The sequence below is a fragment of the Cupriavidus cauae genome, assembly GCF_008632125.1.
In the GTDB taxonomy this organism is placed as follows: domain Bacteria; phylum Pseudomonadota; class Gammaproteobacteria; order Burkholderiales; family Burkholderiaceae; genus Cupriavidus; species Cupriavidus cauae.
Genome location: NZ_VWRN01000045.1, coordinates 171,155 through 185,397, shown reverse-complemented (window position 1 = coordinate 185,397; position 14,243 = coordinate 171,155). Strand labels below are relative to the sequence as shown.

Genomic DNA, 14,243 nt, shown 5'->3' with positions numbered 1-14,243 from the left:
CGTTTTTTTTAGCCCACCGCCTGCAGGGACGGCGGCGCGACGGCTTCCTGCGAGGGCCACAGCGACAGCGACGGCGACTCCGCAGGCGCTGGCGAGACATGCACCCCAAACCCCGTCCGGCCCGGTGCCAGGTCATCCCGCAAGGTCAGCTGCGGAATCGCATAGTCCCCGCCGTTCTGCCGGCGGAACGGAATCGGCGGCGTCGTGTCCAGCCGATCCAGCCGCTGGCCGAGTTCCTCCCGGATGGTGGCAAAGCGCGCCGCATCGACGCGGCCGGTCCGGTAGACCACGTAGGGCGGCAACACATCGAAGCCGGGGTAATGCAGGATCCCGTGCTGGATCGGGAACAGGATGTCGTCGATGGGCCCGTTGATGCCGCGCGGGCTGTAATGCGACTCCCATCCGCCGGCGGTGACGACCAGCATCGCCCGCTTGCCGGCCAGCGTGCCCTCACCGTAGCGGTCGCCCCAGCGCGCATCCGAGTGTTCGCCCACGCCATAGGCAAACCCGTAGGCATAGACCCGTTCCACCCAGCCCTTCAGGATCGCCGGCATCGAGAACCACCACAGCGGAAACTGCAGGATTACCGCATCGGCCCACAGCAGCTTGCGCTGCTCGGTGGCGATGTCCTCGCTTTGCCTGCCATGTTCGAAGGCGTGTTTCGAGTCGAGCGACGCATCGAAGCGCTCGCCGGCCCGATGGTCGAGGTTGTCCGCGGCGTCGAGCGTGGCCTTCCACTGCATCGCGTAGAGATCGGATACCTGCACCGTATGACCGGCCGCGTTCAGCCGCTGGACGGCAAAGTCGCGGATCGCCCCGTTCAGCGAGCGCGGTTCGGGATGCGCATAGACCAGAAGAACATTCATCGTGAGCCTCCATTGCCCATTGCAAGAGGAGGCCAGCTTAGGGTCGCGTCCGCTATATTGGAAATGAATTTCTGAAATTCCAGGTATTGTCATGAACAATTTCGGACGGCTGGATCTGAACCTGCTGATCACGCTCGACGCCCTGCTCGCGGAGCGCAATGTCACGCGTGCGGCCGAGCGGCTGCATCTGTCGCAGCCCTCGGTCAGCGTGCAGCTGGCCAAGCTGCGCGAGACGCTGGGCGACCCGCTGCTGCTGCCGGGCCCGCGCGGCATGCGGCCAACCGCCCGTGCCGAGGCGCTGCGCGAACCCTTGCGCGAAGCCCTCGAGGCGCTGCAGCGGGCGGTATCTCCGCAGGGTCCGTTCGATCCGGCGCTGGCGACCGACACCTGGCGCATCGCCGCTTTCGACTACGCCGAATCCACCATCGTGCTGCCGCTGCTGCGCGGCCTGCGCGCGATGGCCCCCGGCACCCGCCTCGCGGTCGTGCAGGCGGTGCCGTCGCTGCTGGCGCGGCAGGCCGAACAGGGACAGATCGATCTGGCTTTCCATACGACCGAGGGGGCGCCGCAGGGGCTGCATCGCCGGCCGCTGTTTACCGAGCGCTACGTGCTGGTCGGCCGCGCCGGCCACCCGGGTCTGAAGCGCAAGCCGACGCCGGCACAGTTCTGCAGGCTCGAACACGTGATCGTGTCGCCCAATGGCGGCGGTTTTCATGGGCCGACCGACGAGGCGCTGGCCGCGCGCGGTCTGTCGCGCCGGGTCGTGCTGTCGGTGCCGCATTTCCTGTTCGTGCTGTCGGTGCTGGCCAGCACCGATCTGGTCGCGATGCTGCCGTCGCGCCTGGTGCGCGATGCCGCCGGTCTGAAGGTGGTCGAAGCCCCGATCGAGATACCGGGCTACGAGATGTCGATGCTGTGGCACGAGCGCGTCCATCGCGACCCCGCGCATTGCTGGCTGCGCGACACCATCGTGGCATCGGTGTAGTTCCCGGCCCGGGCAGCCTTGCCCGGGCAGCTTGCGCGGGCAGCCTTACACCGGCTGCATACCGGGCAGCAAGGGCATGCGCTCGGCAAGGAAGTCCATCAACACGCGCACGCGGGCCGGCTGATAGCGGCGGCTCGGATAGACGAGGAAGGCGTCTTGCGCGCTGCCATGCCAGCGTGGCAGCACGCGCACCAGCGTGCCGTCGTCCAGCAGATCCTGCACCAGCCAGGCCGGCGTCAGTCCGAAGCCGGCGCCGTCGACAAAGCCCTCGCGCATCGCCAGCGAGTTGTTGACGCGATAACGGCAGGGCGCCTCGATCGTGGCCGGGCCGTTCGGCCCTTCCATCACGATCGCGTCGCCACCGGCCAGCCACGTGAAACGCAGCATGGGCACCGACGCCAGGTCCGCAGGATGGCGGACGCGCTTGTGCCGCGCCATCAGCGTGGGGCTCGCGACCAGCATGCGTGGCGACACGGCGATGCGCCGCGCGACCACATTGGGCGGCAGTTGCGCCCCGAGCCGCAGCGCCAGATCGACGCCCTCGGCCACCAGGTCGACATAGCGGTCGTCGAACAGCAGTTCGACCTCCACCTCGGGATAGCGCTGCTGGAACGCCAGCACCAGCGCGTTCAGGCGCAGCACGCCGAAGCTGACCGGCGCGCTCAGGCGGACCAGTCCGGACGGACGCTCGGCCTGCCCCTGCGCATCGCCGACGGCCTCGCCGAATTCCTCCAGCACGCGCCGCGCACGCTCGTAGAAACGGCGCCCGGCCTCGGTCGGGGACAGGCTGGTGGTGCTGCGCTCGAGCAGCCGTACGCCGAGCTGCTTCTCCAGAGCTGCCACCACCTTGCTGATGGTGGGCTGCGACGCCTGCTGTTCGCGCGCGACGGCCGACAGGCTGCCCAGTTCGACGGCCCGGACGAAGGTCTGCATTGCGCGAATGGTGTCCATGAAGGAGTTCCTGACAGGGTTGAGCCGCAACGCGCGTAGCGGGTTGCGGGTTGCGGGTTGCGGGTTGCGGGTAACGGATCGTGGGTCGCTCATTCCAACATCGAATGACCGACATGCCATTCTGCCATCTTCTGCAAGATGTCGGCATACCGTAGCTTGGCGCCTGTACCGGCTTGCGGCCGGGCTTCCACAGGACGATTCGAACCATGCCGACCTCATTTGCTCATGCCCTTCCCCGTGCCTTTCCCCGTGCCCTTGCCCGTGCCTTTCCCCGTGCCCTCCGCCAACGCTGGCTGCGCACCTGCGCCGCCATCGCGCTGGGCACCGCGGCGCTTGCCGCGTTCGCCACCGAAACGCCCACGGCCCACTGGCTGCCGACCTGGACCGCCAGCGAGCAGCCGGTCTGGCAGGCCGGCGAACTGCCGCTGCCGACCGGCGTGCCGGCACGGCTCGACAACCAGACGCTGCGCCAGATTGCAAGGATCAGCGTCGGCGGCGCGCGTGCACGCCTGGTGCTGTCGAACCGATACGGACGCGAGCCGGTGACGATCGGCGCGGCGCGGATTGCGCTCGCCGCCGGGCGCGGCGGCATCGATGCCAGAACCGATCGCGCGGCGACCTTCGGCGGCAGTCCGTCGATCACGATCCCGGCCGGTGCCACCGTAACGAGCGACGCCATCGAGCTTGCACTGCCGCCGCTGAGCGAACTCGCGGTCAGCCTGCACCTGCCAAAGCCGTTCCGGCCCGGCGGTTTTCATTGGGATGGCCGGCAGACCGCGTGGCTGGCACCGGGCGACGCCACGCGCGATGCCACGCTGCCGGATGCAACGTCCTTCAGCGGCAGGCTGCTCCTCGCCGCCATCGAGGTAGAGGCGAGTCACGGCGCGGGGGCCGTGGTCGCGATCGGCGATTCGATCACCGAAGGCAATGGCTCGACGGTCGACGCCAATCGCCGCTGGCCCGACGGGCTCGCCGCACGGCTCGCGCCGCAGGGCCTGGCGGTGCTCAATGCCGGCATCTCGGGCGGGCAGCTGTTGCGCGACGGCATGGGCGAGTCCGCGCTGGCGCGCTTCGAGCGCGACGTTCTCGGCCAGACGGGCGTGCGCGCGGTCATCGTCGCCATCGGCATCAACGACATCGGCTGGCCAGGCTCGACCTTCGCCGCGCGGACGCCGCTACCGGACCCCGCCGCGATGATCGAGGGCTATCGCGCGCTGATCCGGCGATCGCACGAACGGGGCATTCGCGCGATCGGCGCCACCATCACGCCGTTCGCCGGCGCGCTGGCCGGCACGCCGATCCGCGGCTACGACGCGCCGCCGCGGAAGGAAGCGCTGCGGCAAGCCATCAATGCGTGGATACGCGACAGCGGCGAATTCGATGCCGTCGCGGATTTCGATGCGGCGCTGCGCGACCCGGCACGCCCGGAGGCAATGCTGCCGCGCTACGACAGCGGCGACCATCTGCATCCGGGCGATGCGGGCTATCGACGAATGGCGGAAGTCGCCGCAGCTGCGGTCGCCGGGGTCGCCGTGGGCGCAGCGGTCGCACCAAGCGCCGCGACCGACTGAACGGCGTTGCCGGCGCCGCGCAATCTATCGGCGATCGTCGGTCAACCTCGCCACCGCCGCCTGCAGGATCTCGTCGGACAGCGCCGGCTCGTCGACCGCGCGCGACAGCATCAGCGCGCCGACGATCTGCGACAGCACGGCCAGCGCCTCGGGGCGCGACATCTCCACGCCCGCCTGCCGCTTCATCTCGGTCAGCAGGCCGGCATAGTCCTCGACCGCCTTCGAGAACACGGCCCGCACCGGTTGCGCGCGATGGCGCGTATGGCCGCTGCACGCGGCGAGCAGGCAACCGCGGTCCGCCGCATCGCGGTGCGTCGCCGACAGATAGCGCTCGACGAAGGCGGCGAAGGCCTGCTCGCCGCCCTGCTCGCGCATCCGCTGCCAGAACGCCAGGTTTTCCTCCAGCGCCTGCTCGCTCGCCTCGCGCGCGAGCCCCTCCTTCGAGGCGAACTGCTTGTAGAAGCCGCCCTGCGTCAGGCCCGCCGCCTTCATCAGGTCGGCAATGCCGATGCCGTCGAAACCATGCTCGCGAAACAGCCGGCTCGATGTCTCGACGACCCGCCGGCGGTTCTCCTCGGCCTGTGCGCGACTGACCCGCATCTTGCTCTCCTGTCATATGGCGCGGTCGCCGCTTCGGCGCTCCGCCCAAAAATAGATGTTGATCTAAATCTAAAACGCATTTAGATTGCGATCACCATCATAACCACTTGCCGACGCCGCTGACCAGCGTGCCGGGAGAAACAGGATGCAGAACATGCCAGCCGACGCGGGCGCCAACGCCATCACCGCTGCCAACGCCGCCGCGACCGCCGCCAGCCCCGCCACTCCTACCGCTCCCACCACCCGCACGCTGACCGGCAGCACGCTGGCGATGCTCGGCGGCCTCGCCGCGCTGGGCGCGCTGGCCACCAACATCATCCTGCCGGCCTTCCCCGCGATGGGCGCCAGCCTCGGCGTGCCGGTGGCCGAACTGGGGGCCGCGCTCAGCAGCTTCTTCCTGGCCTTCGCGATCGGCCAGCTGGTCGCCGGTCCGCTGTCCGACCGCTGGGGACGCCAGCCCCTGGTGCTCGGCGGCCTGGCCGTCTTTATCGCCGGCAGCCTGATCTGTGCCGCCGCCGATACGCTGGGCATGCTGATCGCCGGCCGCGTGGTGCAGGCCTTCGGCGTCTGCGCGGCCTCGGTCCTGTCCCGGGCGATCGCGCGCGACCTGTTCGATGGCGCCGCGCTGGCGCGCGCGCTCGCCTTGACGATGGTGGCGATGGCCGCCGCGCCGGGCTTCTCGCCCTTGATCGGCAGCGCGCTCGACAGCCGGCTCGGCTGGCGCTCGGTCTTTGTCGCGCTGGCAGTGGCGGGCGCGGCATTGGCGCTCCACTACCGGCTTTCGACCGGCGAGACCCACGCACCCGATCGCCGCCAGGCGGTGTCGATGGGCAAGGTCCTGCGTGGCTATCTCGCGCTGCTGGCCGACCGCCGCTTCATCCTGTCGGCGGGCGCGGTGGGCCTGATGACCGGCAACACCTTCACCTTCTTCGCCGCCGCGCCGCGCGTGCTGATGGGCAAGCTCGGCTTGTCTTCGCTGGCGCTGGGGCTGTTCTTCGCCATCACGGTGTTCGTCGTGTTTGCGGCCGGCTTTCTGGCGCCGCGGCTCGCCAAGGCCCGTGGCCTGCGGGCGGTCGCCTTGTCCGGCATCGTGATCGCGGCCGCCGGCGGCGCCGCGCTGATGGCCGTGCCGGGGACATCGCTGGCGGGCTTCGTCGGCGGGATCGCGGTATTCCTGTTCGGCATGGGGCTGGTCAATCCGCTGGCCACCGCGATGACGCTGCAGCCCTTCGGCCGCGAAGCCGGTGCCGCCTCGGCGTTGCTGGGTTTCCTGCAGATGTTCTGCGCCGCGCTGGGTACCGCGCTGGCGTCCTTGCCCTCCGACGCCCCGGCACGCCTGCTCGGCATGGTCATTGCAACGGCCTCGGTCCTCGGTCTGCTGCTGTTCCTGCAAACCCGCAGCCCGGTGAAAGCCGGGCAATAGCACCGCCTGAGGCCTTTCTCAGCCATTTTCCGCCAGGCTCAGCCGGTCTCAGCCAGTCCCATCCTTGCCCGAGCGGGCCGGAACTTCACGCCGGCGCACCGACTCACACCGGGATACCTGTCCCGCAGGATCGGCCGCTTCCGTTTCGGCGGCCTCACCGTCAAGAGGTGCGCAGATGAGACTGCAAGGCAAGACTGTGCTGGTGACCGGCGCCGCCTCCGGCATCGGCCGCGGCATCGCGCTGCGGCTGGCAAGCGAAGGCGCCAACGTGGTGGTGGCGGTGCATCGGCTCGACGAACGCTCCGAGCAGGTGTGCAAGCAGATCCGCGAGGCCGGCGCGCAGGCATGGCCGGTGCAAGGCGATGTCGCCGGCGTGGGCGAGGTCGAGCGCCTGTTCCGCGAGGCCACCGCTGCCGCCGGTTCGATCGACGCGCTGATCAACAACGCCGGCATCGAGATCCGTGCCACGTTCGGCGAGGTCACCGAGGAAGACTACGACCGCGTGCTGAACGTCAACCTGAAGGGCCCGTTCTTCCTGTCGCAGCAATTCGTGCAGCATTGCCGCCAGCAGGGCCGCGGCGGCAAGATCGTCAATATCAGCTCGGTGCACGAGGACCTGCCCTTTCCCAACTTCACCAGCTACTGCGTCAGCAAGGGCGGACTGCGCATGCTGATGCGCAACCTCGCGATCGAGCTGGCGCCGCTCGGCATCACCGTCAACAACATCGCGCCGGGGGCGATCCAGACCCCGATCAACAAGGGCTTGCAGCAACGCCCCGACCAGCTGCGCGCGCTGCTGGCCAATATTCCGCTGGGCCGGCTGGGCGAGCCGGGCGACGTGGCGGGGCTGGCCGCCTTCCTCTGCAGCGCCGACGCGGACTACATCACGGGGGCCACGCTGGTGATCGACGGCGGGCTGCTGTGGAACTATGCGGAGCAATAGAGACGCGATCCGCGCGGCGCAGGACAGCCCCTCCGGCACCGCGCATGCCGTCCCGCCCGTCACGCCGGCCGCGCCGGACGGGCCCAATGCGCAGGCTGTCGCCGAGGGCGTCCATCCCGCCGCGGAAGCCGCCACGCGCGAGCCGGCGGTCACCCGGCTGCCCTGCCCGCCGCCGCACCGGCTCGAGGGATGCGCGCATGCCGATGCGCTGTCCCCGGCCGAACGCTATGGCGAGTTGTTCGTTCGCGTGCAGGCCAGCGGCATCTTCGCCGACAGCAAGACCTTTCCCGATTGCCTGCCCCTCGCCCCGCCCGAAGAGATCCTGGCCCGGTACCAACGGCAGCGCGATCTTCCCGGCTTTTCGCTGGAGGCCTTCGTCGCCGAGCATTTCGCGCGCAGCACCGTGCCGGACAGCCACTACGTCTCCAACCCCGACCAATCCCTGCGCGAACATATCGACAGCCTGTGGCCGGTGCTGACGCGCGATCCGATCGACCATCCGCCGTGGTGCTCGCTGCTGCCGCTGCCTCACCCCTATGTCGTGCCCGGCGGCCGCTTCGGCGAGCTGTACTACTGGGATTCATACTTCACGATGCTGGGCCTCGAGGCGAGCGGCCGCCACGATCTGGTGCGGGCGATGGCGGACAACTTCGCCTATCTGCTCGACAGCTACGGGCTGGTGCCCAACGGCACGCGCAGCTACTACCTGAGCCGTTCGCAGCCGCCGGTGTTTACGCTGATGACGGAACTGTTCGAGGCGCAGGGCGTGGAACCACCGCATGCGTACCTGCCGCATCTGCGCACCGAACACGCGTTCTGGATGGACGGCGCCGAACGATTGTGCCCCGGCACCGCGCATCGGCGCGCGGTGCGGCTGCCGGACGGCAGCCTGCTGAACCGCTACTGGGACGACCATGCGCGGCCGCGCGAGGAATCGTTTCTCGAGGACGTCGTCACCGCGCACCGCGGCGACCGGCCGGCCCACCTTGTCTTTCGCGATCTGCGCGCCGCCGCGGAATCGGGCTGGGACTTCAGCTCGCGCTGGCTCGACGAGTCGGCCCCCGGCACGCCGGCATCGCTGTCGACGATCCGCACCACCGCGATCCTGCCGATCGACCTCAACGCGCTGCTGTGGCATGCCGAGACGCGCCTGGCGACGCTGTGCGAACGCGCCGGCGATGCCGATGGCGCGGCCCGCTATGCCGCGATGGCGCACGCACGGCGCGAAGCCATCGAGCGGCATCTGTGGCATCCGGAACTGGGCGCCTTCGTCGACTACGACTGGCATCGCGGCGCCCGCCGGCAGTGCCTGACCGCGGCCACCGTGATGCCGCTGTTCGTCGGGCTGGCATCGGATGAACAGGCGGCCGCCATCGGCGCCACGCTGCGGGCGCGACTGCTCGCCGAAGGGGGACTGGCCACGACCTGCGTGCGATCGGGGGAGCAGTGGGACCAGCCGAACGGCTGGGCACCGCTGCAGTGGCTGGCGATCCAGGGCCTGCGCCGCCATGGCGACGAGGCGCTGGCGCACGAGATCGCCGACCGTTGGCTGTCCACCGTCGCCGGCCTCTATCGGCGCGAATACAAGCTGGTCGAGAAATACCGGCTGCGCCGCAAGGGCCGCCATGCGCTTGGCGGCGGCGGCGGCGAATATCCGCTGCAGGACGGCTTCGGCTGGACCAACGGCGTGGTGGCAATGCTGCTGCAGCACTATCCGGAGCATCCGGCGGCGGGGACGCGGGCCGGGGTTGGCGCGAACGGCAACTAAGAAGCGGCAAGCAAGGAACGGCGGCCAGGGGCAGCGTTCACTGGCATCCGCGCTGCATCGACCGGTGCTCGGGGTGTCATGCGCAACTCGTCACACCGAATCATTGCATAGGCAATTCCATACAGAAGCCAGGGTGAAGTTTGGCCAATCCCCGCCGTTAGCCATCGCGTCTGCTACCGCAGGCCTCGTCAACCGGCCGGCGCCATCGATGGCGGCCCCTTCCTGGAATTTGCTTCGTATGTTCTCCTCCATCCGCGCGCGCATCGTCGCGCTGTGCGTGGGCATTGTCGTGGCCGCGCTCGCGGTCAATGCCGCCGTCAATTACGCGGTCGCCGACTCCTACAACGACACCGCGATCGACAGTTCGCTGAGCGCGCTGCAGGCCGGCCATGCCGGCGCGATCGCCGACTGGGTCGACGGTCATGGCCGGATGATTGCCTCGCTGCGCGACGCGGTGCTGCAGGCCGATCCGTCGGCCGCGTTGAAGCAGGTCGCGGACGCCGGCGGCTTCGTCAACGTCTATGTCGGCTATGACGACAAGCGCGCGATGTTCTCCAATCCGACCGGGATTCCGCCGGACTACGATCCGACCGGCCGTCCGTGGTATCGGCAGGCCGCCGCGGCGGGCAAGCCGGTGGTGACGCCGCCCTATGTCGATGCCGGCAGCGGCAAGCTGGTGGTGGCCTTTGCCGCGCCCGTCGTCGCCGATGGCGGTGTCAAGGCGGTGGTGTCGGGCGACGTGGCGATGGACCGGGTGATCGCCAACGTCAAGGCGATCCACCCGACGCCGTCGAGCTTCGGCATGCTGGTCACGCAAGGTGGGCTGATCGTCGCGCATCCCGACGACAAGCTGACGCTCAAGCCCGTCGCCGATCTGGTGCCGGGTCTCGACGCCGCGCAGCTCGCCGCGCTGCTGACGGCCGCCGCGCCGACCGAAGTGCAGGTCGGCGGTGCCGCCAAGCTGCTGCGCGCCCGGGCGATTCCGAATACCGACTGGATCGCGGTGATCGCGCTGGACAAGACCGAAGCGACCGCGGGCATGCGTTCGGTGCTGATGGCCTCCGCACTGACGCTGATCGTGATCGCGCTGGTCGCCGCCGCGCTGGCCGGCATGGCGACGGCGGCCTCGTTCCGCCGCCTGTCGCAGGTGCGCGACGTGATGGACGCGATCGGCTCGGCCGATGGCGACCTGACGCGCCGCCTGCCGGCCGACGGCAAGGACGAGGTCGCGCAGATCGCGCGGGCGTTCAATACCTTCGTCGACAAGCTGTGCACGGTGATGCGCCAGATCCGCGATGCCAGCGAATCGGTGCGCCACGCGGCCGACGAGATCGCCGCCGGCAACCTGGATCTGTCGCAGCGCACCGAGTCGGCGGCGGCCAGCCTGCAGCAGACCGCCGCGTCGATGGAGCAGATCACCGCGACCGTGGCGCAATCGGCGACGTCCGCCAGGCAGGCCGACGATTCCGCGGTCGCCGCTTCGCAGATCGCCTCCGAAGGCGGCGTGGTGATCGGCGAGGTCATCGGCACGATGGACAAGATCGAGCACGCGTCGGCCAAGGTGTCCGACATCATCGGCGTGATCGAGGGCATCGCCTTCCAGACCAATATCCTGGCGCTGAACGCGGCCGTGGAAGCAGCCCGCGCGGGCGATCAGGGCCGCGGTTTCGCGGTGGTCGCCGGCGAGGTGCGCGGGCTGGCCCAGCGCAGCGCGCAGGCCGCCAAGGAGATCAAGACGCTGATCGAATCGACCGTCGGCGAGGTGGCCTCGGGCTCGAGCCAGGTACGCAAGGCCGGCGAGACGATGACGGCGATCGTCGGCAATGTCTCGCAGGTCAGCACCGTGATCTCCGAGATTTCCAATGCAGCGATCGAGCAGACGCGCGGCATTCAGGAGGTCAACCAGGCGGTCGGCCAGCTCGACGAGATGGTGCAGCAGAACGCCGCGCTGGTGGAGCAGTCGTCGGCGGCCGCGTCGGCGCTGCAGGCGCAGGCCAACAAGCTGGCGGGGGCGGTGGGATTGTTCCGGCTGGCTTGAAGCGGATCACGACGTCCCCCGCGCAGGCAGGAACCCCGCGTCTTGCGACGCCCCGGGGTTTCCCGCTTTGGCAGGGGGGGACGGATCGGTTGGCCGGCGTTGCCGGCGCGGCTTATTCCAGCCCGGCCTTGTCCAGGCCGAACGCCTTGTCCGCCGACCCCGGCACCGTGCGGAACGCGACGTTGGCGCGATTCCAGCCGTTGATGCCCATCACCGCGAAGGTCAGGTCGGACAGCTCCTTCTCCGACAGCTGGGCCCGCACGCGCTCGTAGACGTCGTCCGGCACGCCGTGCGGCGGCAGCTGCGTCAGCGTTTCGGTCCATTCCAGCACCGCACGCTCACGCGGCGAGAACAGCGTCGACTCGCGCCAGATGGCGACATGGTAGACCCGCAGCTCGCGCTCGCCGTGCAGCTTGGCCTCCTTGACATGCATGTCGAGACAGAACGCGCAGCCGTTCAGTTGCGAGGCGCGGATCGATACCAGATCGAGCAGCGATCGCTCGATCGCGCCGCCATCGATCGCGTTGCTGAAATTCAGATAGGCCTTGAACAGCTCGGGCGATTGCTGGATGTAGTTCAGGCGTTGGGTCATGGCTTTCTCCTGGTCGAAATGGCTGCGCACCGTTCGGGGCGCAAGGGTTATCACGGCGGCGGCCAGCGGCCGCCCGCCTCAAAAAACGTGGGCTCGCTCAGCAGGCGCCGCGGGCCAGCGCGATGCGCAGCAGCTTGTCCGGATTGCGCTGCGCGTGGATGCGGACGATGCGCTCGCCGTCGGTCTCGTAGCACTGCGCCGATTCCAGCTGTCCGTCGATGAAGCGCAGCACGGCCCAGTCGCCATTGAGCAGCGCCAGTTCGGCGCGTACTGTCTGCCCGTGGCGCTGCGGCCCGACCGCGAACACCTTGGCGATGCGCCAGCCGCCGACCAGCGGCTTGGGGAAGCTCGGCACCTTGCCGCCGCCGTCGCCGATCAGCTCGGCGTCCTCCGCCAGCATCGACTGCAACGCTGCCATGTCGCCGCGCTCCATCGCCTGGGCAAAGCCCTGCAGCAGGCGCAGATGCGTCTCGCGGGGGACGGCAAAGCGCGGCCGCTCGTCGCGCAGCTGCACCCTGGCGCGGCTGACCAGCTGACGGCACGCGGCTTCGCTCTTGCCGATCGCGCGGGCGACGTCGGCGTAGTCGGCGTCGAACACCTCGCGCAGCAGGAAGGCAGCGCGCGCCTCCGGGGTCAGCCGTTCAAGCAGCAGCAGGAATGCCACCGACAGGTCGTCCGCCCGCTCGGTCAGTTGCTCGGGGGTGGCGGGCGATTCGGTCAGTTCGGGTTCGGGCAGCCAGATGCCGGCGTAGTGCTCGCGCTGGGTCTTGGCCATGCGCAGCCGGTCGATCGCCAGCCGCGTGGTCACGGTGACCAGCCAGGCCTCGGCGTTGTCGATGCTGCCGCGGTCGGCCTCATGCCAACGCAGCCAGGCGTCCTGCACCACATCCTCGGCTTCCGCGACCGTGCCCAGCATCCGGTAGGCGATGCCGTGCAGGCGAGGCCGCAGCCGGGCGAAGGTCAGCGTGGCGGGGTCGGCGGGGGCGGCCGTTGCAGCCGTAGCCGCCGTAGCTGCGGTGGTGCCCGTATCTGCCGTGGTGGCCGTGGTGGCCGTGGTGGCCGTGGTGGCCGGGTCCGGCCGATCGCGGGTATCGGGTGGGCGGGTCATCGCGTTCGATATCGTCAAGGGTCAATGCCATGGCACAACCGTGGCGCCGCCACGGTGCCGGCGTGGCACTGTAGCAGTCAGTTCAAACCCAAGACGTCTGGCGCGGGCCGTTTGTGACAGCGCTGCCGAGCCGCGTCGGAGAAAGCCCGTATCGCCCGCCGCCCCGCGGTCAGGCGCCGTGCTCCGCCAGCGCCCGTGCGGCCGGCATCCGGTCCCAATATGGGGGATAGCTGATCACCAGACCGGCGGCGTCGACCACCAACTCGGCGGTGAATGCGGAGTCCTGGCCGTGATAGCCGCTCAGGCCGGTACCGGACGCCTGCCGTTCTGCCGCCGGCCCGAGCGTCTCGTAGCGGAAGCGGCGGCGGCCGTCCGCTTCCGTGGCCAGCAAGGTGTAGCGCTGCCGGACCGGCTCGACCGTCAGCTCGGGCAGGCGGACATAGGCCATCGTGAAGACCTGGCTGGCGCCCGGCTGCCAGCTGGCGTAGCACACCGGCAGCGTGTTGGTGATCGGCGTGGCCATGATGTCGATGTAGGCGGCGTCGGCGAGGTCATCGCGCGGACCGTGCCCATCGGTCCACTGCCCGCCGTCCCACGCGAGCTGCAGGGTCCGCGTGTCGCGCTGGTACACGGTGCGGGCATCGAGCCGGACAAAGCGCCAGTCCGCTCCGCATTCGAGCCGATAGGCCAGCTCCAGCGGACCGTCGTCCCACTGCGCCTGCATCCGCCCTTCGACCCGTACGCGATCCGGGGCGTGGATCACCGCGGCGACATCGAGGCCGGTCCGCGTCTGCCAGGACCACGCCACCAGTTGCACATCGGCGGATTGCATCTTGCCGGCCGGGGATGTCGATGGATTCATGATCGTCCTCCTTGTTGCGCAGACAGGCCTGGGCGCGAGGGCGCCCTGCACGTGGCGCCGGCCCTTGCCATCAAGACCGTCAATCTACCGCGACATCGGCCGGCCGGTGATGCGCAATCGGTATCGATTCCGGGTATTGATTTATTTTTGTCCGACCCGACACATAATGACCGCGAATATTATTCATAAATGGCCGCATGGTAAGCCGTTCCGCCGTCAATTAATCCTTCCATATTGCACACAATGGCACCGCGCATTGCGCAAAGGCGTCACGCAATACGCGTCGTCCGCCATTTTATTGGTGCGCCTTTTTTGTTTTTCATAATCATTCGATAACCACCTGAAGCGGCGCAGCATAGTGATTCCGGGAATGAATCCCTGCTGGTGAAAACCCTGCCATCCCTTTCACTTGACTTAATTGATATATCACATACCTTGTAACCCATCGCCACACCCAATGCGAGCGGGGCGATGACCGTGATGGCAACCGGCACCCCAACAGAGGGACACCAACGGCAAGGAGGAACGCATGGAAA

At 68.9% G+C, this 14,243-nt stretch carries 12 protein-coding genes; 6 read left to right on the top strand and 6 right to left on the bottom strand.

The features are described from left to right. Window positions 1-8: 8 nt before the first annotated feature. Entirely contained in the window at window positions 9-866 is an 858-nt protein-coding gene (locus F1599_RS16930; RefSeq protein WP_150083839.1) for an NAD(P)H-dependent oxidoreductase, read from the bottom strand. A gap of 91 nt (window positions 867-957) precedes the next feature. Here F1599_RS16930 and F1599_RS16925 point away from each other — a divergent pair, with 91 nt between their 5' ends. Continuing rightward, a complete protein-coding gene (locus F1599_RS16925) occupies window positions 958-1,851 on the top strand; it encodes a LysR family transcriptional regulator (protein ID WP_190286386.1) in 894 nt (297 codons plus the stop codon). A 45-nt stretch (window positions 1,852-1,896) separates the two neighbouring features. Here the strand turns inward: F1599_RS16925 and F1599_RS16920 are convergent, their stop codons facing one another. Then, window positions 1,897-2,802 carry a LysR family transcriptional regulator gene (locus F1599_RS16920; protein ID WP_150083837.1) on the bottom strand — a complete coding sequence of 302 codons (906 nt, stop codon included), beginning with the start codon at window positions 2,800-2,802 and terminating at the stop codon, window positions 1,897-1,899. 206 nt (window positions 2,803-3,008) lie between these two features. Here F1599_RS16920 and F1599_RS16915 point away from each other — a divergent pair, with 206 nt between their 5' ends. After that, window positions 3,009-4,373, top strand: coding sequence for an SGNH/GDSL hydrolase family protein (locus F1599_RS16915; protein WP_150083836.1), 1,365 nt, complete (start codon window positions 3,009-3,011; stop codon window positions 4,371-4,373). Between the two features lie 24 nt (window positions 4,374-4,397). Here F1599_RS16915 and F1599_RS16910 read toward each other — a convergent pair whose 3' ends face one another. After that, entirely contained in the window at window positions 4,398-4,973 is a 576-nt protein-coding gene (locus F1599_RS16910) for a TetR/AcrR family transcriptional regulator (protein ID WP_150083835.1), read from the bottom strand. A gap of 154 nt (window positions 4,974-5,127) precedes the next feature. Here F1599_RS16910 and F1599_RS16905 point away from each other — a divergent pair, with 154 nt between their 5' ends. From F1599_RS16905 to F1599_RS16890, 4 genes are all read left to right on the top strand, one after another. Next, window positions 5,128-6,396 (top strand): Bcr/CflA family efflux MFS transporter, encoded by a 1,269-nt coding sequence (locus F1599_RS16905; RefSeq protein WP_150083834.1) that lies wholly within the window; start codon window positions 5,128-5,130, stop codon window positions 6,394-6,396. A gap of 175 nt (window positions 6,397-6,571) precedes the next feature. Continuing rightward, window positions 6,572-7,339, top strand: coding sequence for an SDR family NAD(P)-dependent oxidoreductase (locus tag F1599_RS16900; protein WP_150083833.1), 768 nt, complete (start codon window positions 6,572-6,574; stop codon window positions 7,337-7,339). Beyond that, window positions 7,326-9,107, top strand: coding sequence for an alpha,alpha-trehalase TreF (treF, locus tag F1599_RS16895; RefSeq protein WP_150083832.1), 1,782 nt, complete (start codon window positions 7,326-7,328; stop codon window positions 9,105-9,107). Before F1599_RS16900 ends, treF begins: the two co-directional genes overlap by 14 nt. 238 nt (window positions 9,108-9,345) lie before the next feature. Further along, window positions 9,346-11,145, top strand: a complete 1,800-nt coding sequence (locus F1599_RS16890; RefSeq protein WP_150083831.1) for a methyl-accepting chemotaxis protein — start codon at window positions 9,346-9,348, stop codon at window positions 11,143-11,145. A 112-nt stretch (window positions 11,146-11,257) separates the two neighbouring features. Here the strand turns inward: F1599_RS16890 and F1599_RS16885 are convergent, their stop codons facing one another. The 3 genes from F1599_RS16885 to F1599_RS16870 form a co-directional block, all read right to left on the bottom strand. Beyond that, entirely contained in the window at window positions 11,258-11,737 is a 480-nt protein-coding gene (locus F1599_RS16885; RefSeq protein WP_149316061.1) for a carboxymuconolactone decarboxylase family protein, read from the bottom strand. A 97-nt stretch (window positions 11,738-11,834) separates the two neighbouring features. Beyond that, window positions 11,835-12,845, bottom strand: a complete 1,011-nt coding sequence (locus F1599_RS16880) for an RNA polymerase sigma-70 factor (protein ID WP_223819703.1) — start codon at window positions 12,843-12,845, stop codon at window positions 11,835-11,837. Window positions 12,846-13,014: 169 nt separating this feature from the next. Next, on the bottom strand, window positions 13,015-13,707 hold the full coding sequence (locus F1599_RS16870; RefSeq protein ID WP_150083830.1) for a putative glycolipid-binding domain-containing protein: 693 nt from the start codon (window positions 13,705-13,707) through the stop codon (window positions 13,015-13,017). Window positions 13,708-14,243: the final 536 nt, after the last annotated feature.